This is a genomic window from Pseudoalteromonas sp. A25, from assembly GCF_009176705.1.
GTDB lineage: Bacteria > Pseudomonadota > Gammaproteobacteria > Enterobacterales > Alteromonadaceae > Pseudoalteromonas.
The window spans coordinates 257,371-277,538 of record NZ_AP021847.1 but is presented as its reverse complement, the minus strand read 5'-3'; the positions used below and the strand labels follow the sequence as shown (position 1 = coordinate 277,538).

Annotated in this window: 16 protein-coding genes; 9 read left to right on the top strand and 7 right to left on the bottom strand. The window is 41.5% G+C overall.

All coding sequences use genetic code 11. From position 1 onward, the window contains the following. Positions 1-63: 63 nt before the first annotated feature. Complete coding sequence (dgt, locus tag GDK41_RS17845; protein WP_152087834.1) at positions 64-1,542, bottom strand: dGTPase; 1,479 nt, start codon at positions 1,540-1,542, stop codon at positions 64-66. Between the two features lie 184 nt (positions 1,543-1,726). Between dgt and GDK41_RS17840 the strand changes: the two genes are divergently transcribed. After that, positions 1,727-3,124, top strand: a complete 1,398-nt coding sequence (locus GDK41_RS17840; protein WP_152087833.1) for a hypothetical protein — start codon at positions 1,727-1,729, stop codon at positions 3,122-3,124. A gap of 712 nt (positions 3,125-3,836) precedes the next feature. Beyond that, positions 3,837-4,817 (top strand): LNS2 domain-containing protein, encoded by a 981-nt coding sequence (locus tag GDK41_RS17835; protein WP_152087832.1) that lies wholly within the window; start codon positions 3,837-3,839, stop codon positions 4,815-4,817. 53 nt (positions 4,818-4,870) lie between these two features. Here GDK41_RS17835 and GDK41_RS17830 read toward each other — a convergent pair whose 3' ends face one another. Both GDK41_RS17830 and GDK41_RS17825 read right to left on the bottom strand, forming a co-directional pair. Continuing rightward, complete coding sequence (locus GDK41_RS17830) at positions 4,871-6,259, bottom strand: MATE family efflux transporter (RefSeq protein WP_152087831.1); 1,389 nt, start codon at positions 6,257-6,259, stop codon at positions 4,871-4,873. Positions 6,260-6,320: 61 nt separating this feature from the next. Then, positions 6,321-7,709: an aminotransferase-like domain-containing protein gene (locus GDK41_RS17825; protein WP_152087830.1), complete on the bottom strand. Its 1,389-nt coding sequence runs from the start codon at positions 7,707-7,709 to the stop codon at positions 6,321-6,323. Between the two features lie 93 nt (positions 7,710-7,802). Between GDK41_RS17825 and GDK41_RS17820 the strand changes: the two genes are divergently transcribed. After that, positions 7,803-9,173, top strand: a complete 1,371-nt coding sequence (locus tag GDK41_RS17820; RefSeq protein WP_152087829.1) for a pyridoxal phosphate-dependent decarboxylase family protein — start codon at positions 7,803-7,805, stop codon at positions 9,171-9,173. A 90-nt stretch (positions 9,174-9,263) separates the two neighbouring features. After that, positions 9,264-10,304 (top strand): hypothetical protein, encoded by a 1,041-nt coding sequence (locus tag GDK41_RS17815; RefSeq protein ID WP_152087828.1) that lies wholly within the window; start codon positions 9,264-9,266, stop codon positions 10,302-10,304. A 120-nt stretch (positions 10,305-10,424) separates the two neighbouring features. On the opposite strand, the gene GDK41_RS17810 is transcribed toward GDK41_RS17815, so the two are convergent. Beyond that, a complete protein-coding gene (locus GDK41_RS17810) occupies positions 10,425-10,730 on the bottom strand; it encodes a hypothetical protein (protein WP_152087827.1) in 306 nt (101 codons plus the stop codon). Between the two features lie 116 nt (positions 10,731-10,846). Here GDK41_RS17810 and GDK41_RS17805 point away from each other — a divergent pair, with 116 nt between their 5' ends. Further along, entirely contained in the window at positions 10,847-11,722 is an 876-nt protein-coding gene (locus GDK41_RS17805; protein ID WP_152087826.1) for a LysR substrate-binding domain-containing protein, read from the top strand. A gap of 42 nt (positions 11,723-11,764) precedes the next feature. On the opposite strand, the gene GDK41_RS17800 is transcribed toward GDK41_RS17805, so the two are convergent. After that, complete coding sequence (locus tag GDK41_RS17800; protein ID WP_152087825.1) at positions 11,765-12,244, bottom strand: DUF1842 domain-containing protein; 480 nt, start codon at positions 12,242-12,244, stop codon at positions 11,765-11,767. A 239-nt stretch (positions 12,245-12,483) separates the two neighbouring features. On the opposite strand from GDK41_RS17800, the gene GDK41_RS17795 reads away from it, so the two are divergent. The 4 genes from GDK41_RS17795 (at position 12,484) to GDK41_RS17780 (ending at position 17,485) form a co-directional block, all read left to right on the top strand. Continuing rightward, positions 12,484-13,473 carry a WD40 repeat domain-containing protein gene (locus GDK41_RS17795; RefSeq protein WP_152087824.1) on the top strand — a complete coding sequence of 330 codons (990 nt, stop codon included), beginning with the start codon at positions 12,484-12,486 and terminating at the stop codon, positions 13,471-13,473. A gap of 15 nt (positions 13,474-13,488) precedes the next feature. Beyond that, positions 13,489-14,472, top strand: coding sequence for a WD40 repeat domain-containing protein (locus GDK41_RS17790; RefSeq protein WP_152087823.1), 984 nt, complete (start codon positions 13,489-13,491; stop codon positions 14,470-14,472). A 115-nt stretch (positions 14,473-14,587) separates the two neighbouring features. Next, on the top strand, positions 14,588-15,817 hold the full coding sequence (locus GDK41_RS17785) for a nuclease-related domain-containing protein (protein ID WP_172971672.1): 1,230 nt from the start codon (positions 14,588-14,590) through the stop codon (positions 15,815-15,817). A gap of 264 nt (positions 15,818-16,081) precedes the next feature. Next, complete coding sequence (locus GDK41_RS17780; RefSeq protein WP_152087821.1) at positions 16,082-17,485, top strand: YfcC family protein; 1,404 nt, start codon at positions 16,082-16,084, stop codon at positions 17,483-17,485. 357 nt (positions 17,486-17,842) lie between these two features. Here the strand turns inward: GDK41_RS17780 and GDK41_RS17775 are convergent, their stop codons facing one another. Together GDK41_RS17775 and GDK41_RS17770 are read right to left on the bottom strand one after the other, a co-directional pair. After that, positions 17,843-18,718: an AraC family transcriptional regulator gene (locus tag GDK41_RS17775; RefSeq protein ID WP_152087820.1), complete on the bottom strand. Its 876-nt coding sequence runs from the start codon at positions 18,716-18,718 to the stop codon at positions 17,843-17,845. A gap of 192 nt (positions 18,719-18,910) precedes the next feature. After that, positions 18,911-20,134, bottom strand: coding sequence for an EAL domain-containing response regulator (locus tag GDK41_RS17770; RefSeq protein WP_172971671.1), 1,224 nt, complete (start codon positions 20,132-20,134; stop codon positions 18,911-18,913). Positions 20,135-20,168: the final 34 nt, after the last annotated feature.

The window sequence follows — 20,168 nt, the reverse complement described above, 5'->3', positions numbered from 1 at the left end:
AAAGTGGATTGTCTTACAAGATAGATAAAGCGAGTTGTTAATTTTTAACCTACTACTATTTTATCAATCCGCCACCATCAATGCTCTGTACGTATCATACGCAAATTGGTCGGTCATGCCGCTGATAAAGTCTTGTAGTAGGCGGCAGCGGTAGTAAAACTCAAATATGGGGTTTTGCTGTTGATCTTCGCTCAACGCTTCTACCGTTTGCTGGTATACCGCCACAAATTTACCTGATATGCGGTTGAGTAGCCGTACCTCTACAGGGTAGTCTTTGCTTTTATTGATGACTGTTGCAAATTGCTCGGCGTTTAAATCCAACAGACGTTGGTATTCGCTTAAAATACCTGAAGTGATTTTGTAGCCTTGTAGTTCAAGCTGCTCTACTTCTTTGTGATTAAATACATGCTTAAATGCCACGTTTTTTAGGGCTTGGGTAATGGCAAATTGATAGCTATCGTCCTCAAGTAAGGCCTGATTAAAACTGCCGTGGTACACGGCCTCTAGGTTGTCAACAAAGCGTTGTGTGGCGTGTTTTACCAAGGGGTGCGTTAAGCTTACGCGTAGCCAAATAAAAAACTCGTTGTTAAAGTTAGCTGAGTTAGCGCTGGCTTTATCAAACGCGTATTGGCATTTTTGCGCAATAAAGTCGGCATACGGCTGTTGGCATTCTGGCAATGCCTTAAGCTGGCTTTGATATTCTTGGTTTAACACCACCATTAGCTTTTCAACACTAATTAAGCCCTTTTCTACCGCGTCTTCAATGTCGGCTAGGCAATAAGAAATATCATCGGCTGCTTCCATAATATACGACACTGGGTGCCTATGGCCTGGGGTTATTTGCAACTTGTCGCACAGCGTATGCACAAAAGTTTGCTCGCTAAAATAGTATCCGACCTTTTTTTGTAGATAGCTTAGTGGCTCGGTTTTATTTGGTTTAGGGTCGGTGCCACAGCGGGTGTATTTTAAAATGCTGGCCGTTTGGCAGTAAGTAAGGTTTAAGCCGCACAAAGTATGCACAATGCGAATGGCTTGAGCGTTACCTTCAAAGTGACACACATCAAACAAAAGTTTGTTTTCTAAAGAGCATAAATTTGGTTGCTCGCTTTGATTGAGCTGCGCGATATTATCGGCATACGTTTTATGTTGTGCTAAGTAACGTTTAAACCAATCGTTTATTGCTGCCTCGCCAAAGTGGCCGAACGCTGGGTTACCAATATCGTGCATTAGGCACGCCATTTCAACAAGGGTTTCGAGTGCTGCGCCAAGCTCGGAGTGTAACTCGGGGGCCAACTGTCTGCGCTGTAGCTCTTTAGTTATTGACTGGGCAATAAAACGGCCGTTTTGTTGAACTTCAAGGGAGTGGGTTAATCGCGAGCGTACTGCAGCATTGCGCTCAAGCGGAAACACCTGTGTTTTTTGCTGTAAGCGACGCAATGCGGCGTTGTTGATGATACGCCCTCGATCACTCTCAAGGCTGCCTTGTAGTGTTTTCATGGGGTTGTGAGGGCGTAGCAAATTAATTTTTGTATTGAAGTTCATACATAAGCTTAAAAAACAATCGTTTTTGTATTGTATGGGTTATGCGCAGGCTTGTAAATTTTATGTGATTTCATGAGGCCTATATGTAAGTGCAAAGTGAGGGGAGTGTGTAACCTCCTGTAATTTACTAATGTGAACGATAGGCTCTATAGTTCACGGTGAATTACGTTATAAGGAATGTAATATGTTACCGTCAAACATTAAGAGACATGCGGTGAGTTTAGTTGTGGCTTCCACTGCGCTTGTCGTTTTTGCTCCCGCAGCCCACGCATACTCAAAAGAAGCATGTAACCTTGAGCCAAGTTGGTTTGCCAACCCAGTTCCAAACCCTAACGAGGGGCCAAATAGCCCGTTTGCGTTTAAAGATGGTAAAGACAATTCAAGCAATTGTGATTTCCATCAATGGTCTTGGAATAAGTTTTTATATTTAACCCAGTCGGCTAAAGCGTCGGGCGGACTGTTTATGTTTGGCAACGGCTTTTGGCAAGTTGATAACGCATTAAAGCCATATTTTGAGCCGTGGAACGACCTACTCAACCCAACTGGTTTAATGCCCACCAAGCATCTAATTTTGGAAGACTTTAATCAGGCTGGACGTGGCGACCCTATTATTTACAGCAAATACGGCGGTAAATCGGTTTACTTTTCAATTCATGTAAACGATACCTTTATGAAATCTGCAATGGAGCATCCAACAGCTGATCCTAACGCTGAGTTTGCGGTGGGCTCTGTTGAGATGAAAGTCGCTTGGATTGATGTTAAAGACTTACAACAAGTATATAAAGGTGTTGATTTATCTAAGCAATTTTATATTCGTAAAGCAGTTTATAAAACCGACAATAAGTATAGCGATCCAACCGATGTAGCGATGATTGGCATGCACGTGGTAGGGGTTGTTGAAGACCATCCTGAATTTATTTGGGCAACGTTTGAGCACAAGTTAACTGCGCCAGATTATTATAAATCGGGTATGGAGTTTCAAAAGAGTGAGGAATATTTACAGCAAGATAAAGTTGTGAGTACCAGCGATAATTACCTGCTTTATAAAGGCGGCACTGAAGTGCAAAATGCCCATTTAAGCTACCCTGCAACCGAAAAGCATACTAATTCTTTTCGTTTATACCAATATGGCGTGCCCAATGGTTACCCATATACCAACAGCAGCAACTCTAGCTTAGGAGCGCCACAATCGCAGCAAGAGCGTGATGTTGAAAACTACAAAAATATCGCGCGTTTAAATAGCGAAGTGACAGCAAAATTGGCCCAATCTAACCCGGTATGGAGCAATTACTTTTATGCAGGCTCAGTTTGGCTAAGTACCTTAGGCTACAACTTTGATAACGGTATTAGTGGAGATATCGTTGGAAAAGACAGAAACGATAAACTACGTGGCTCTTTAGCCGTTGCCAATATGACTATGGAAACGTATACCCAAACGTTCAGCACCACCACGGGCGCCAATCCACAAATTAAGCCAGAGAACTGCTTTGCGTGCCATGGGATCAGTAAAGGCCAGTCGACAATGCAAGTTAGTCATATCTACAACAATTACTTAAAGTGGATTAAAACCGCACAACAATAGTTTTCTCCCAACGATTTAGTGGCACTGTTTCCCCAGCAGTGTCACTTTATTTATTATTATTTATCAATAGTATAATTGTATTTCGGTTCACTCATTACAGTTGAATTTTTCAGCATTATACCAATTGCATTAAATTGGTGTTCAGATATTGCGACAGATAAATGACTTAGTAACAAGGCAAATATTTCGCTATGTAGTTATTCTACATGAGAAATATTTAACGCAGTTAATGAGTTATTTAGCGCGCTAGAATGATCAATGTATTAATAAAATTGGTTTTACTTGTTTAGCTCATTTTCAGCGCTGAGAGCGTGTTTCATGGCCTAGTTGCTATTGGTAAGGTCCAAACTTACATCAATATGATGCTCTGGGAGCATCGCTGCTGTTATGGCTCAGTCATTTTTGTTATTTAACCTCAGCTGCACATAAGAGAATTTGCCCAATAAAGCTATTTCGCTCACTCTCTTCGTTATTCTCATTTGTAATAGCTCGCTATTACTTCACGAAAATGCCTTGATAGTGAGCAAAATATCGTCATTGGATATTGAAGGGGTTGCAATATCTCTCTTCTGAACTATCAAAACTCTTATCCGCAGCTGAGGTTATTTAGCATATGACACTGATATGAAATGCTGGTTTTTCATATTTTGTTAATAAAAGTTTAATTTTTTATCTATAGTGTATTTACTCCAAAAAATACAAAGGATTAAAAATGAAAACGTCGTGCTTTAAAAAATCATTGGCAGTGCTCGCTATAATCGCTTCTTGCAATGCTTCGGCATTACCTAGGTGCGCTGATGCCACTTGGATGGAAATTGACTACGCCAAACCACAGTTACCTGATACGGGTTATCGCAATGGCTTAAATCGTTTTATTACTTGGTTACCTAGCTTTCATATGATCCATGATGTGGTTGTAGCAAAGGGCAATACCGCAACACTCAGTGCTAAGTTTGATTATGGGGCGGTGGCACATAAAGATTTAGAGTACGAAACAGTTAGGTTTTATATTCGTGGTGAGCAAGACAGCCAGTGGCAGTTTTTATCAGAGCAAGTCACTAATAGTGATGGTAAAGCGTTTGTAACTATTCCAGCATTACCCGCTGGTCAATATCGTATTTATGCCGGCGTGCCTGCAGATGGCAGCGGCACTGAAGGGTTTGTAACGGTGGTTGACCCAAATACCCCCGCGGTATTATTTGACATTGATGGCACGCTCACCTTATCAGATGAAGAAGCGATTGGTGATTATACGGGCATAGATAGAGCCGATGCCCGTGAAGGCGCTTACAGCTTAGTGCGCCGATATATGGACTTGGGCTATCAACCTGTTTATTTAACCGCTCGCGTTTATTGGTACGCTAAAGGTACTCGCAGTTGGTTAGATTGGCTTGGGTTACCTGAAGGTATTTTACGTACAACCATGAGTAACGAAACCAGCCTATATAGAACAGCTGAATATAAAATAGAGCAGATAAATCGCTTTAAAGCACAAGGATTAAATATTGTGCGTGCTTATGGCAATGCAAAAACAGATGCCGAAGCCTTTATTAAAGCCGGTCTTGGTAGCCAAAATAGTTTTACAATAGGTGAAGATGCGGGCCATTATGGTACTACAGCGATATTAAATGATGGGTATTCCGAGCATATTTCACAGCACGTTGACAATTTCACTCAAGCTCAATGCGAATAAAGCATTGGTAGCGTAATGGCCTGTGTTATCTGCACAGGCCAATAAGTTTATGACTAAATAGCAGCTTGAGGCGCAGCGTCTTCAGTAGGCTTATGTTTAAGTGCTTTACTAAATATGCGACCTTTTAAGGTGAGCTGTAACATTGCAAATACCAACACCGCTTGAATGCACACCGTTACCACCGAAATGGTCCATATGGTGGTAATGGATAAGGCTTGTTGTGATAAATAATATGCTAATAACAAGCAGAAGCTGCCCACTCTTACCGTAGTGCCTAGTAGCGATGGCCAAGTATTACCAAAAGCCTGAAACATCGCAGAAGCAGAAAAAACCAACCCAGCAGGCACAAAGTTGAGACCGATAAAGCTTAAAAAGGTTGTTGCTGCACGGATCACTTCAGCGTCATCAGTAAATGGACTAAAGAAAATCTGTGGCATTAAAATACAAGGTATCGAAATGATTGCCATCAGTGATACTGTGCACAATGTACTTACTTTGTAAGTGACATAAACACGCTTGGGCTTACCCGCTGCATAGTTTTGGCCAGCAATAGCTGGGGCTGCAAACGCAATTGCCATTACGGGTAAAAACAACGATTGCATAATACGGCTACCTAAGCCAAACCCTGCTTGCTCGGCTGCGCCAAAATCTGCTAAAGCCCAATAGATAACAGCCATATAAAAAAAGGTCAGCATAAACTCGCTACCGGCAGGAATACCAACTTTGAGTAATTGCGTTAACGTTGGCCCATGATGGCTAATAGCGCGCAGGTCTAGTTGCAGCGTTTGCGTATTACTACGTAAATACTTAATGGTTAACAGCAAGGCAATAAAGGCTGAAATAGAGCTTGCCAATCCGGCACCGCTTACGCCCATTGCGGTAAATAGGCCCACTCCAGTGATCAATACAGGTGACAACAATGCGTTGATAACGAGTGCAAACATTTGGATTGCCATAAATGGCTTAACTAGACCCGCACCACGCATTGACGCCGCTATAACGGTCAGTACAAATTGCAGAGCAAGAGCGGGTAAAAACCAATAAAAGTAGTCAATACATGCTTGAAAAGTTGCTTGATCGGCAGCCGTTGCTGCAAAATAGTTATCAGAAAATCCATATCCTAAAACGACACTCAATAAGGTCATTAATAGCGCATAAAACAGCGCATGACTGTAGATTTTATTGGCAAGTGGCTTATCTTTTCGGCCTATGGCATGAGCAACCAATGTTGCACAGCCCACGTTAAATACTTGTGTGAGTGCCATCACAAAAAAGAATAAATTGCCCGCAGTGCTTACACCAGCAAGTGCTGCCCCACCAATGTGCCCAACAAAATACAAGTCGATAATAAAATAAAGCGTTTGAATTAGCATACCTATGGCTATGGGTAGTGCCATCGTTACAATATGTTTTGCTATTGGGCCTTTAGTTAAATCTTGCATCGAGAACCTTACTTTTGAACGAATTTGCAAAGTGTATCGCTATAAACTTATGAATACATGATTAAGATTGCGCTTTGATAACATCAACGAGCATATTTAGCTTGGTGAGCGTTTCATTTGAGGGTCTTAGCCCAAAGTTAATCCGTATACAGTTTTGATACTCATTGGTTGTAGTAAAGTCGGTGCCCGGGCGCACAAAAACTTGCTGTTGCCACAGTAAGCGGCTCAGTTTAAATGCGTTTAACTTGCCCAAACTCAGCCAGATCACCAACCCACCTGTGGGTGAATAAGCTTGACAGGTGTTGGGTAAAGAATCAGTTAAAACTTGGCTGTAGGTTTTTAAGTGTTCAACTAGATGCCGATTTACACTGCTGATATGCTGCTGGTAATAACCTTGTTGAATATATCTGGCCAAAGCCAATTGTATTGGTTGATTAACGCCTAAGGTTCTGACTTTGCGTTGCTCAATGTATTTTTCATAATAGTGACCCGGGCTGCACCAGCCAACACGCAAGCCAGCCGCCAGTGTTTTAGATACGCTCGAACACCACAACACCCAGCCAGATTTATCAAAATGTTTTATGGGTAAAGGGATAACAGGCGAGTGACTTAGCTCTCTAAAAACATCATCTTCTATGATGGGTGTGCGGTATTGTTCAGCCAAAGATGCCAGTTTTTGCTTTTGTTCGGTACTTAAGCTGTGGCCTGTTGGGTTTTGATGATTAGCACTAATAAGACATGCACTAATTTGCTGGCGTTGCATTGCCTGTTCAACTTGTTCAATATCAAGCCCATCAATGGTACTGGGTACTTCAAGCACTTTTCGTTCAAGCAGTTTTAAGATATCTAATAAACCAGAGTAACAAGGAGAGGATACTAAAATTGTATCGCCCTTGTTGCTGACGACTTCCAACGCGAGTAACACGGCGTCAAGGCAACCATTGGTGATCACCAATTGTTCATAGTGGGTTGTAAATCCTTGTTTTAAAAAATGTTCACTTAGCGCTTTTCTGAGCTTTTCTTCACCACGTATATCGGCATAACCCAGTGTTAGTGAAGGGTCTTTGCCAATGTGCTGCCAGCATTTTTGAAAACCCGTTTTGTCTACCAGTGCTTCATCTAATTGCGCTGTTGCAAAAGAGTGCTCAGCAATAAAATACTCGCTATGTCGTTTGTCTAACTGTGTCGTTGTAGCGATAAAGCTGGGAAATTGATAACCGCTATTAGCTCGATAGGGCTGTGTTACAAAATACCCTTGCTTGGGCTTGGCAACGGCATAACCTTGCTGCTCTATATATCGATAACAGTTCAAAGCCGTTGTCATACTGATTTGCTGTAGTTGAGCAAAAATGCGTAACGAAGGTAAAGCATCACCACACGTATACTTATCTGCCAGTATGTCGTCGATGATGTGATTAGCTAAACGCTGATAAGTTGGAGTTTTATTCATCTGTTATCTAAATTAAATAAAAATCTGTATCTGTTATCTTATTCTCTTGAGCATACACTAAAGCTTATTGCTTCACTATTAATAGGTTTATTTATGCAGTTTAACGATGAGAATAGGCAGCAGATTTTTGCGTCATTGCAGTATTTTTTTGAGAAGTTTCATCAACAACTTGATACATCAGCGGTAGCTAGCAAACAAACACAATTGCCCGATATGCCACTGTCGGCGCATCCACGCACTCTAAGCGCGCTCAACAAGATAATTGAAGAACAACTTAGTGAGCATGTATCGGGTAGCAATGGGCCGCGATATTGGGGATTTGTAACCGGAGGCGCTAACCCAATTGCCACTTATGCAGATTGGCTCGTAACAACTTACAACCAAAACTTAAGCAAAGGCGGAGATTCAATTGCTTCAAGTTTTGAGCGTCAAGCGATTAACTGGCTTTTGGAATTATTCTCTTTGCCGGCCCAATTTAGTGGTTTGTTTACCACAGGGGCGACGTCAGCCAATCTACTCGGTGCGTTAGTGGCAAGGCAGTTTGCTGGCAGCCAGCAAGGTATAGACATTGCCAAACAGGGGATGTTTGCTCTGGATGTACAGGTGTTTAGCGCTTGCCCTCATGCCAGTATGATCAAAAGCTTAGGTCTGGCTGGATTTGGTCAAAATACCTGGCAGCCGGTAGCGTGTTTGGCAGATAGTGAAGCGATGGATGTTGAAGCTCTCAGAGAAGCGCTCTTAAACAGCAATGCCAAAAGTAAGATTGTGCTTGCCAGCGCTGCAACCGTTACGGGTACTGATTACGATGACTTAATGCGGATCAGCGAGCTGTGTAAAACACATAATGCTTGGTTACATGTAGATGCAGCATTTGGTGTGTTTGAGCGATTAGTTAGTGGACCAAATGGTAAAACAAAAGGCCTAGAGCGAGCAGATAGCATTACGCTTGATTGCCATAAATGGCTTAACGTCCCTTACGATTGCGGCGTGTTTTTAACGCGCCACCATGCTTTGCTCAAACAAACTTGCCATGTGGGTGCGCCTTACTTAGTGCAAGGTGAAGAGTTTGATGACTATATGTCGTTGGGCATTGAAAACTCTCGTCGCTTTAGGGCTTTTCCAGCCTGGTGTACTTTATTTGCTTACGGCAAATCAGGTATTCGCGAGGCAATTGAAAGTAATATTGCACAAGCAAAAGCATTGGCAAAATGGCTAGATAGTAGCCCTTATTATACGTTGCTTAAACCGTGTGAATTGAATGTAGTGGTGTTTGCGCCCAGTGTTAAGCACCCGTTGAGCTCATCATCTGAGTGCTTAAGGGCTATCAACAACAGTGGAGAAGTTTTTGTTACACCAGGACTTTGGCAAGGCCAAGCAACCATGCGTGCGGCGTTTAGTAATTGGACCACGCAAATGAAAGATGTTGAGCGCTCTGTGACCGTCCTTGAAGACATTTGCAAATGATTGTGCGATGCGCTGCACTGATATTTCGGGGTTGCGTTGTGTCGATTCGGTGATAAATTTGTAGTATCACTGAGTTTTAGGTTTGTACCATTGGCTAAAAAACGCCCCCATTGGTTAGTTTATTGTGCTGTTGTGAGCATTGCATTGCTGTCGATTTTTATATCTAACGGTGAGTTTGTGAGTGTTTATTTGACACCGGCTGAATCAAGCAAGCAGACAATTGAGTTGCACCGCAATGTTGTTGTTAAGCCTGAACTCACACAAGCCACTGCGCTGAATAAACACCCTGTGAGTCACGGTGCTGATCACTACTGTAATATGGACGGATTTATTAAAAAGCAGCAGCAGCGAGCAAAGCATTTGCAAAGTATGTTGAGTGCTGAATTTAAGCAAACGCAACATGTATTTAGTGTAAATTCAGGTCCAACCGTTATTTTATCCGTGTATTACACCCAGCTTAGCGAGCTGGCGCTTGATATGATCATCGAGCGGTTAAGCATGGTGCACGACATGTACTCACAGCTGTTACCTAACAGCCAAGGCAAAACGGTCACACTTAATTTGATTGTGCTATCCGATCGCACTCAGTACGAAGATTACACCTCACGTTATGGGTTTGATCCTCGCACCAGTCAGGGGGTGTTTTTTCATGGTAGCAACTCTGCTTTTGTTGAGTTTAAGAACGATAAACAAGTTATTAAAACCGCAATCCATGAGGCAATTCATGCTATGAATTTGCGTTTAATTGGATTAACACCTAGATGGCTTAATGAAGGAATGGCGCAGCTATTCTCTAGCATTGAGATGCAAAATGGTGAACTTGTCTTTGCAGTTGAAAAAAAGGCGTTGTCGTTAGAGTCTCACGACATCTATAGTCTGCTAGCGTCGGAGTCGCAATGGGAGAGTATAGATACCAATAAGTTGTATTACAGTGGATGGTCTTGGTTGCGGTTTATGATGGGTGATGAGCAAGGAGCAAAAACGATGGCGCATTTGCTTAGGCTCGAAAGCAGCAACCCTTGTAATGTTTTATCCGCAGACGAAACGTATCAGTTGTTACAAGGCGCATTTCCTACCTTTGAACAAGCATTTTATGATTGGCAGCAACGTTTAGACCGCTCAGCTCAGTAAGCGACTGTCATTACCAGATAAAAGCGCTGTTGTTTTCAGACTCTAACAGCTTAGATATGTTTAAATTGCCTTGTAGCCAGCAAAAAAGCGAGTTACAAGGCACCTCTGGGGAAGAGGAATTTATAGCTTTGCTAAAATTTGCTTAGCCGTTGCTCTGGTTAAACAAGCCGCCATAGGAGAGTGCTTAAACTTTTTGTGACTCACTTTTTGCGGTGCGCTGCTGTGTTTTAATGTGTCGCTTATAACGTTAACGTGGCATTCGATACCGTTGTCTAATTCACTGTAATGCAGCTCAACTCTTTGTGCTTTGTGGATCACATTTTTGTAAGGGTAACCCTCAGTTGTATTAATTTGCTCTGTTGCTTGTGTGTTTGCATAAGATGCTGTGGTAAACAAAACAAGCAATAAAGTTGCTAAAGATTTCATGATGTACTCTCTTATCTCGCTGTTGGTGTGCATTGAGTATTAAGATTTTTTAGCAAGCAGACAAACGATAAAAACTTCCTTATAATTAAGTTTTTCTTAAGTGTTGATGATCCTCTATGTCACTACCCCCTTTAAAGAGCTTGTTGTATTTTAAGCATGCAGCCCAGTTAGGGAGCTTTAAACTGGCTGCCCAAGAGCTGTTTGTTACACAAGCGGCTATTAGCCAGCAGATTAGAATGTTAGAAGCACACTTAGGCTGTATGCTGTTTGTTAGAGAAACTCGTAAAGTAAAACTAACCCGCCAAGGGGAGCAATTGTTACCTCATGTGCTGGGGGCTTTTAGTCAATTTGAAGCGGGTATAAAAGCATTAAAACATGACCCATCACCACATACGTTAAACTTGTCCGTTTTGCCCTCATTTGCAGCGTGCTGGTTATTGCCGAAAATCGCTGATTTTCAAAATAAACACAGTGATATAAAACTGCGTATTGACCCAAGCGATAGACTTGTAAATTTTGAGCAGGGAGAAGCTGACTTAGGGATTCGTTTTGGCGAGGGAAACTATCGCGATTTACATAGCGAGTGTCTTGGCGACGATCACATGTTGTTGGTATATAAAAAAGGAATGCTTGACGATAGCGTGTCGCTTAAAGCGCAATTATTAAAGCACCAATTGATTATGGACGTGTGCCCTGATGCTCAGCGTGCATGGCAATTAATGCTCGGCAATTTAGGCGTGTTAAAAAAGCAGCAACCCAGCTTTTTAGAGATAGATAACGCAGCGCTGGTGGTACAAGCTGTGTTGTCGGGTCAAGGAGTGGGCATGCTGCGTCGCAGACTCATAGAGCCGGTATTAGAAAATCAACAGCTCGAGGTTTGGCCAAATTTTGAGTTGCTGTGTGATTACAAATATTATCTTGTTGGACCTGAAAACCACTTTTCTTGGCCAAAGGTTGGTGCATTTAAAAGTTGGCTGCAAACTCATTTTTAGTTTGTGAACACAGCCAAATAAGTTGCTATATAAACGACTCAGTTAAAGCCCTGCTTTGGTTGACTGTGTTAACGTATATAGTTTATCGAGCTTTTCATTACCCGTGCGCGTATCTAACTGTGCGACTGCAGTAGCTATTTTATGCCACGCGCCTTCTTTTTTATATTCGAACATACCATATCCAAACTGCCAGTCTTCGTTAAGCAGAAGTCGTACTTTTAAATTTTCGTATTCTTTTGCTTCACCGTCAAAAAGGACTTTTGACAAACAAGCGCCACTTAAAACAATCAGAATGGAAGGCTTATTTACGGATGGAATGTACTGCCAATCGCCAAATACAGAGGACTGCACACTGGTGCTTGTGCTTGAATAAACTTGGCTAACGCCATTAAGGTGATTTGCTATGGGGTTAATGAGCAGTTGTAGCGTTACAGATAAGTCGCCAAGTTGGTTTGGTTTATTAGGTTTTAGTAGGTATGTGACAGGCAGTAACTCAATGGGTTCATTAGTTAAAGTGTTCATTGCATTTTCCTTTATTATCGAAGTGAGCTGAGCATCATGTTAAGGTAGCAATTAATAACATGACTGGTTAAAACTTATACAGGTTTCTAAAATGTGTAAATTACACTGGATTACACGTTGTGAATACGGGTACCCTTTAGCATTAGAGTATCTTTAATGGCACTATGTTTGCTTAGTTAAACGAGTGGTTTTGGCTACGTGAGATAAGGGGCGCGTGGCGATATATGTTGAGGTATAAAATGCGTAAGCATGTGGTTTTTACATTCCTGTTTTTATTGCTTTTATCGGGATGCTCAAAAGATGTAGCGATAAGCGAAGGTGTTGTGCACCAGTTTGAGATTGAGCCATTGTTGATGGGTCAAATTTCTGACGATGGCAGATTATTGCTTACGGTGAACACCTCAGAGCAAGTTAAAGTGTGGCGTACTGCATCGAAGCAAGTTGAATATCAAGTACCAGAAAAAGAGTTATTGAAACCGGTTAGGCATGCTTTATTGTCGCGTGATAATACATTGTTACTCATGGCCAATTACGATACCTTGGGAGTGTGGTCTGTAGCGGGAAAAGCTTTTATTCATAAAGTGCAATTTAGTGGCGTAGATCCTATGGCTGTCATCAGTCACATTGCACTGTCGCCAAATAACGGTCGAGTGCTTGTTGCAATGACCGATGGCTCACTCAATATGGCCGATATGAATACACGGCTAAACAACCGATTTAAACCACATGAACGCCCAATAGATTTTTTGTCGTTTGGTAATCAGGGTGAATTATTTTTAACTGGCGCTCAAGATGGCAAAGTCGCGCTTTGGCAATTTGGCTCGCCTAAAGCTATGTTTGAGAAAGAATTTGCGCATCGTGTAACGAGCTTAAGTGTAAATAAAGACTTCTCTCGGTTTTTTGTATCTGATGGACTTAATGCTCAACACATAAAAACTCTGACGCAGGGTGAAGAAGTTGCTAAACTTAATTATAGTGCGCGCTTTAAAGTGTTCAGAAAGTCTTTGTTTATTTCCAACGCCGATTTGCTGGCTACTTCTTCCTCAAAATCTCACTTAACCCTATGGCATACCAACACTGGAGATGAACTGGGTACTTGGACGATACAAACGCAGCGAGAGGGCGCAACCATATTGTCGATGCACGCTACACAAACAGGTACACTTTATACGTTGAATAGTGATGCAATTTTAGAAAGCTGGGATTTAAGCGCGCTAAGACAGCTTTAAATGTAAGGTTTTAAAATGCATAGAACCGTGTTAGTTGGACTGTTGATCACATTTTTAATGTCATGTAGTGAGCCTATTTTGCTTGAGCCGACAAATCAATATCAATTTAGTGATGTGCTGGTGCTCGATGGGCAACTTTCTGGAGATGCTGAGCAAGTAATGCTATTGCTTGAAGGCCCTAATTTGGCGATTTGGCGGGTTTTCGACAAGCAAACGGTTATGTCTATAAATGAAACTCAATTGCCGAGTAATGTGCGTACCATTCACTTAAATGACCTCGCTAAATTAGTATTAGTTGCGGGCGATAACATTGTTCAATTTTGGCATTCTTTATCTGGTGAGTTGATTGGAACGTTGAACGTTGCGGGAGTTGATGAGCTGGCAAGAGTTTGCGCATTAACTACCTCGGACGATGGCGACGAGGTGGCTATTGGTTTTACTGATGGTTCAGTGTCTTTAGTAAAGCGCAAAAGCAAAGAAATGAAACAATTTATGCCACATTCTAGTAATATCATCGCAATACACTTTGTAAAAAACAATAGAATGATCACAGGTGCTCACGATGGGGTTGTGAAAGCATGGGACAGAGAAACGGGTGATAATTATTATCAGCGTAAGTTTGACTCTAGGCTAAGTAGCCTAGCGCTATCTGAGGATCATCAACAGTTATTTGTCGCCGATGCCTTAAAGACACAAGAAGTATTATCAGTCAATGATGGTTCAACCCTGAGTAAGTTGCACTATATCACTCGATTTAAGTGGTTTCGCCAAGCGTTGTTTATGCCTAACTCCCGTTATTTAGTAACATCATCCCCCAAAGCTGAACTCACAGTTTGGGATGTGTTATCAGGGCAAGAAAGAATGAGTTGGCAAATAGACACACACAGTATGGGCACTACATTGCTAGATATGGTAGTGATCAACGATCAATTTGTTACCCTCAGTAGTGAGGGAGTAATTGAAACTTGGCCATTAATATCTACATTAACTGACCTTTAATCATTCTATGGATACAAGTATAATTTTTGACATGAAGACTTTAACGATATTGTTCAGTCGATACCTCGACCTTCTAAAGCCCCGCAGAGCAAGTTTACTCTTGTTGAGTATCTGCGTGACTTGCACACTCAATGTGCAAGCACAAGCAACACTTGCGCCTGATGTGTGTCGGGGTTTTGTGAGCGAGGCTGAGCAATTAGTTCGTTCAGGGGCAAATCAAAAAGGGGATCCTTCGTATAATCGGCTACAGCGTTTAGAAGAGCGCTTAAGGCAATTTTGTCCAAACAGTGATTTTCTAAAAGAACCTCAAAAAAAGCCCACAGCTTCAGTAAAAAACGACAATAAACCGGTTCTACAAGTTGCAACAACTCGTTTAAAGCAAATTGTTGAACCTTACCAAAATGCCGATAAGCATAGCGCATGGCTACAATTTTACCAAGCCTCGGAACGCTGTGCTAAAACTCAAAAAACCACGCAGGAACATGTTTATTGCAGTGAAGAAATCGCGCAGCAAAAACGCCTATTTGAGTTGCAATGGCAACAACCCTCGCCAGGCGCTGAATTAACTTCGAACGAAAAAGTAGCGGACTCTGAACAAACAGAGCCGACTAAGCAACTTAAAGTAAGCCCTAATGCGAATAAACCGAGCAACCAAACAACGCCACTTGCAAACCCTCAAATGCAAGGGTATACGCCAACTCAACAACAGACCTCTCCTTGGCTTTATGTGGGTCGTTATGTGTGGCTAATATTGTTGATTGCGAGTATTTTGGTGGTCGCTGTGACTGTTTGGCCTTACACACGCAGAGTACTTTATCATCAAGCAAGCCGGTTGCTTTTAAGCTACGTTTTAGCTAAAGCGTTACCTAAGTCAGCGTATACCTTAACAGGAAAAGTGTATTTTTTTGCTGATGGTAAAATGCACCAAATTGATGAATTGGTTGTTTCAAAATTCGGTATCTTTGTTGTGCAATATCAACGTCAAGCGGGTGCTATTTGGGAAGATGCACACTCTGATCTTTGGACACAGAGCATCGACGACGAAAGATATTACTTTGATAACCCGATGACCGAGTTATCGCAAAAAATAAAGTGGGTTAAAGGGTTATTAGATGTAGAGCACCATGTAGATGGTTGCGTTGTATTTCCAAATGATGTGCACTTTCGCACTGAAATGCCAGAGCAGGTTTGTCTGTATAAGGGCGCGCCGAATTACATCAAGCAATTTAATACTGAGCAATTTACTTCCTTGCAACTTGATATGTTTAAAGAGCAAATTAAGTTGCATCGCAAAGATATGTCTTTGGCGCAAAGAATTGGCCAACTCGTTACCCAAGGGCCATAACAAGTATTTAATCAGCAAAATGTTGTTAGCTATGCGCTAGACGGGTCGTTCAGAAGAGTTTCAAGTTGCAGTATCTTGGCACTTAAACTCGTCAAGCTGCTTAAGTGTAAGTGATGGCGTTAGATCCGACCCTTCTTTATGTCTAAAATAGGTGCTTTACGTCTAAAGCTCTGTGCAACCGTGTCCTAAAAACATAGTGAAGTTTGAGCCTGATATCGGTAATATGTCGCCACTTAAAAAGATAAGAATGAAGAGGCTGTTTATATGGGACAAATGATAAAAGTGCCTCATACCTTGATATTACTTTTGGGTATGATGGTCATTGCACTTGTTGCCACTTGGGTTATCCCACAAGGTTTTTTTGATACTGCAACGACGGAGTCTGGCCGTCAAATGGTGCTCGCTGGTACATATCATTTGGCTGAAAATACGAAGCTACTGACGCCATGGGATTTACTTAAAGCGATACCTCGAGCCTTTGCTGCTGCACAAGATGTGATCTTTTTTGTGCTTATTGTTGGAGGTGTTTTATCGATTGCAAGAGCAACCGGAACGGTCGATGCGCTAATAGGTCGATTGTTAGAAAAGCATGGGGATAAACCTCAAAAACTGATCTTTATGGTGGTGTTTTGTTTTGCGCTGGCATCTAGCACTATTGGTACGGCGGGTGAGTATATTCCGTTTGTTTTGATCCTAGTGGCATTGTGTAAGGCTATGAAACTAGATGCGATGACCGCTGTAGGTATGATAATCGCAGGCTATGGAATTGGTTATGGTGTCTCAGCGTTTAATCCATTTACCGTAATAATCGCTCAGCAGATCGCTGATATTCCAGTTTATTCAGGCATTTGGCTTAGGTTAGCTATCTTTTTGCCTTTTGTTTTAATTGGCTTCCACCATGTTTGGAGCTACACCAAGCGCGTTCAAGCGAACCCAGAGCTGTCAATGATGAAAGGGGTAGAATGCCCGCTGGCAGGTCAGGCTCAACAAAATTACCCATTATTGAATAAACGTCATCAGCTCGTTTTACTGTCGTTTATTGCAACGCTGGTTGTTGCTGTATGGGGTATCGCTACGTTGCATTGGTACTTATATGAGCTGGGCGGGCTTTTTATTGCTTGGGGTGTGTTGATCTCAGTGATTGGTAAGTTATCTGCCGATGAAGCGGCGCATAAGTTTATAGAAGGGGTGTCAGATCTCGTCACAACAGCCATACTTATCGGGGTCGCTCGAGGCATAGCGTTAATTTTAGAAGATGGGCAAATCTTACACACTATTGTTAACGGCCTATCCACGCCACTGTCTTATGTTGCAGCCGAAGTGTCGGCAGTTGGTATGCTGTTTATTCAAACCTTACTTAATTTATTTATTCCATCAGGCTCAGGCCAAGCTTATGTCACTATGCCACTTATGGTACCGGTAGGTGACTTGGTCGGCGTTCCGCGTCAAGTTGCTGTTTTGGCTTATCAGTTTGGTGATGGCTTGTCGAATATGATCGTGCCAACAAATGCCGTACTTATGGGCATTATTGGTATGGCTGGTGTGCCTTACACTCATTGGTTTAGGTTTTGTTTGCCGCTTTTAGCCAAGTTAATGCTTGCTGCAAGCACTGTTTTAGTGCTTGCTGTTGTATTTGGTTATGGGCTAGACGTTCAGCCACAGCTTTAAACATGCTTATGTGTTGGCAGGTGTACTATTTCCCTGTCATCACATTGGTATGATAGAACTAAAAATGTTTTTTAATGCCCAAGAAGGTTGCTCATTAACTGAGGCATAGCAGATGAGTGACGTAATACCAATTTTATTAATACATTGGTCATTCTAGCGAGCTAAATAACTCATTAACTGCGTTAAATATTTCTCATGTAGAATAACTACATAGCGAAATATTTGCGTTGTTACTAAGCCATTTATCTGTCGCAATATCTGATCACCAATTTAATGCAATTGGTATAAGACGCATTTTGGGGTTCTTTAACGGTATTCAGAAAAAGAAATGCGCTGTGTTAGTACAGCGCATTTTAGTTATTTAACTAAACAATGTATGCGGGTTAATAATTCTGAGGGGGGAGTTTGTTTGACATCATTTAAATACTCTTCAAATGGTGGAAAGTCGGCCAGCTCGATTTGATTTTCTGGGATCCATTGACCAAACAGCCAATCATAGGGTTTGTCTAATTCCGTATAATCACCTTGGAATAGCACACTTAGCGCTGTGCCTGCTGGTAGCTCAATAATTTGTAACTGTTCATCTGGTAACTCGACGTTAGGGTTATCAATACTAATGCATGCCATTGACCTTAAGTTGTCGGTATCGACGGTTTTTGGGTCATCATAGTAAATTCCGAAAGAGCGTGAATGCTCATTAAGCAATCCTGCGCTACCTGCTAACATGCCTAACTTCTCAAAAGCTTGACCAATTTGCATGTAATCACCTTGATGCGGTAATCCGATTAATGTCAGTTTGTCATTTTGTATACGTTCTACGTTGTACATCTGGTTATACTCCTTTGGGCGTGTCGGATAAAACACAGATTGTTCAAGTTGCTGGGCACTGCGATTAAGACGGTATTGGTTAGGTGTTTCACCATAATGCTTGGTAAAAGCCCTATTAAAGGCTTCTACGCTGGCGTATTTTACCTGCTTTGCAATATCAGCTTGGCTTAAACGGCTGTGTAATAGTAAAGTTGCCGCTTTAAACAAACGCATTCTTCGTACGGTAGAATTAATTGTTTCGCCAGTAAACTCTCGGTAAATACGATGAAAGTGATAAGCAGACATGTTGGCAAGCTCTGCGAGCGAGTTTACGTCTAAGTCCATATCAGTATGCTGATAAAGGTAGTCAATGACCTTCAGTAACCTTTGCCTGTAGCTGTGCTTTGTCGTATTTTTTAAAGTCATAGTGTATTCCTGAAAGAACGCTTTTACTGGTACAACATATTATATTACCGAATAAAATAATTGTTCGTTATAGTGACAACGCAGATAATGTACCGTAGGTGCGATTGATAATGTTTGCTAACTTTTCTTGAGCAGACAAGTGAGCAGACAAGGGGGTAGGTAAAAGTTACAGCTAGGTATTTAGGTTGGTTTTTAACCGCGCAGCAGAGCTTGTCTGCTTTGAGTGTTGTAATTGGTTTGCGACTCAATACTTTTTAGAAAATTGAGTTTTTCTAAGGGAAGTGCGAATAGGTAACCTTGCCCATAATCGATGTTGTATTTTCCCAAAAATACGAGGTCTTGTTGCTGCTCAATACCTTCAGCAACCACTTTTAAATTTAGGTTTTGTGCAAGCGCGGCGGTCGCTTCAATAATCGCTTGCTTGTCGGTGTCAATTGCACAGTCATGAATAAAGCAACGGTCCAGTTTTAGCTCGCAAAATGGAATTTGGCTCAATTGCTTTATTGAGGAGTAGCCTGTACCAAAGTCATCAATCGACAGTGAAAAACCTTTTAACCTCAATCTTAATAACACATCAAGAGATTGAGTTAAGTTTTCGATCAATAAGCTTTCTGTGACTTCAAAGACAATCATATCAGTAGGTACATTATAAGTACTAGCCAGCTCGGCAAGTCGCTCAGGTAGTTTTAAATCCTCTAGATTTTTTACACTTAAATTTATGTTGAAAGTAAGTGACTTCAAAAGTTCAAAGTGCTGTTCTATGAACTCAAAGGCTTCTTTAACAACCAAAATAGAGAAGTCATGTACGAGATCTGAATGCTCAATTAAATCTATGAAGTAAAAGGGTGACAATACACCAAACTCTGGGTGGTTCCATCTTACGAGGAACTCCGCGCCAATAACCTCTTCATTTGACAGAGTAACTTTAGGTTGCAAATACAAGCACATTTGTTCCGCTTCAATCGCAGTTTTTAATTCTTCCAAATTAAAAGCGCGTTGTGTAAGGTGGGAAGACTTGTGATGAGGCAACTTGAATAAGGACTCTATAAGTTGTTTGATTTGCCCAGCTGTTATTGGTTTATCAATACCAATAATGACATTTAAGTTTCTCATTTGAGCTAGATTTTTTGCCATTTTTATAATGTTGTTATCTTCTCCACTGAGTAACACGATAGATGCAGAGATATTTATATCGGATAAATGCCGAAGTACTTCTATGCCATCCATCCCTGGCATATTGAGATCTAAAAATATCAAGTCGGTAGGATGTTGTTTTAAAAAAGACAGTGCATCTGGCCCGTTGGTGAAACCCGAGAAATTCACATGATATGACTGTGATAACAATAATTTTAGCTGTGTTAAAATTAGTCCGTTATCATCTATGGCAATTATGTTTAATAAGTCTTTATCATCCATTAGCCAGCCTTTGGGGTCATGCATAGATTTGGTT

Bases quoted from the DNA above. Each gene is read 5' to 3' on its own strand.
- dgt (WP_152087834.1), bottom strand. From the start codon at position 1,542: ATGAACTTCAATACAAAAATTAATTTGCTACGCCCTCACAACCCCATG.
- GDK41_RS17840 (WP_152087833.1), top strand. From the start codon at position 1,727: ATGTTACCGTCAAACATTAAGAGACATGCGGTGAGTTTAGTTGTGGCT.
- GDK41_RS17835 (WP_152087832.1), top strand. From the start codon at position 3,837: ATGAAAACGTCGTGCTTTAAAAAATCATTGGCAGTGCTCGCTATAATC.
- GDK41_RS17830 (WP_152087831.1), bottom strand. From the start codon at position 6,259: ATGCAAGATTTAACTAAAGGCCCAATAGCAAAACATATTGTAACGATG.
- GDK41_RS17825 (WP_152087830.1), bottom strand. From the start codon at position 7,709: ATGAATAAAACTCCAACTTATCAGCGTTTAGCTAATCACATCATCGAC.
- GDK41_RS17820 (WP_152087829.1), top strand. From the start codon at position 7,803: ATGCAGTTTAACGATGAGAATAGGCAGCAGATTTTTGCGTCATTGCAG.
- GDK41_RS17810 (WP_152087827.1), bottom strand. From the start codon at position 10,730: ATGAAATCTTTAGCAACTTTATTGCTTGTTTTGTTTACCACAGCATCT.
- GDK41_RS17805 (WP_152087826.1), top strand. From the start codon at position 10,847: ATGTCACTACCCCCTTTAAAGAGCTTGTTGTATTTTAAGCATGCAGCC.
- GDK41_RS17800 (WP_152087825.1), bottom strand. From the start codon at position 12,244: ATGAACACTTTAACTAATGAACCCATTGAGTTACTGCCTGTCACATAC.
- GDK41_RS17795 (WP_152087824.1), top strand. From the start codon at position 12,484: ATGCGTAAGCATGTGGTTTTTACATTCCTGTTTTTATTGCTTTTATCG.
- GDK41_RS17790 (WP_152087823.1), top strand. From the start codon at position 13,489: ATGCATAGAACCGTGTTAGTTGGACTGTTGATCACATTTTTAATGTCA.
- GDK41_RS17780 (WP_152087821.1), top strand. From the start codon at position 16,082: ATGGGACAAATGATAAAAGTGCCTCATACCTTGATATTACTTTTGGGT.
- GDK41_RS17775 (WP_152087820.1), bottom strand. From the start codon at position 18,718: ATGACTTTAAAAAATACGACAAAGCACAGCTACAGGCAAAGGTTACTG.
- GDK41_RS17770 (WP_172971671.1), bottom strand. From the start codon at position 20,134: ATGGATGATAAAGACTTATTAAACATAATTGCCATAGATGATAACGGA.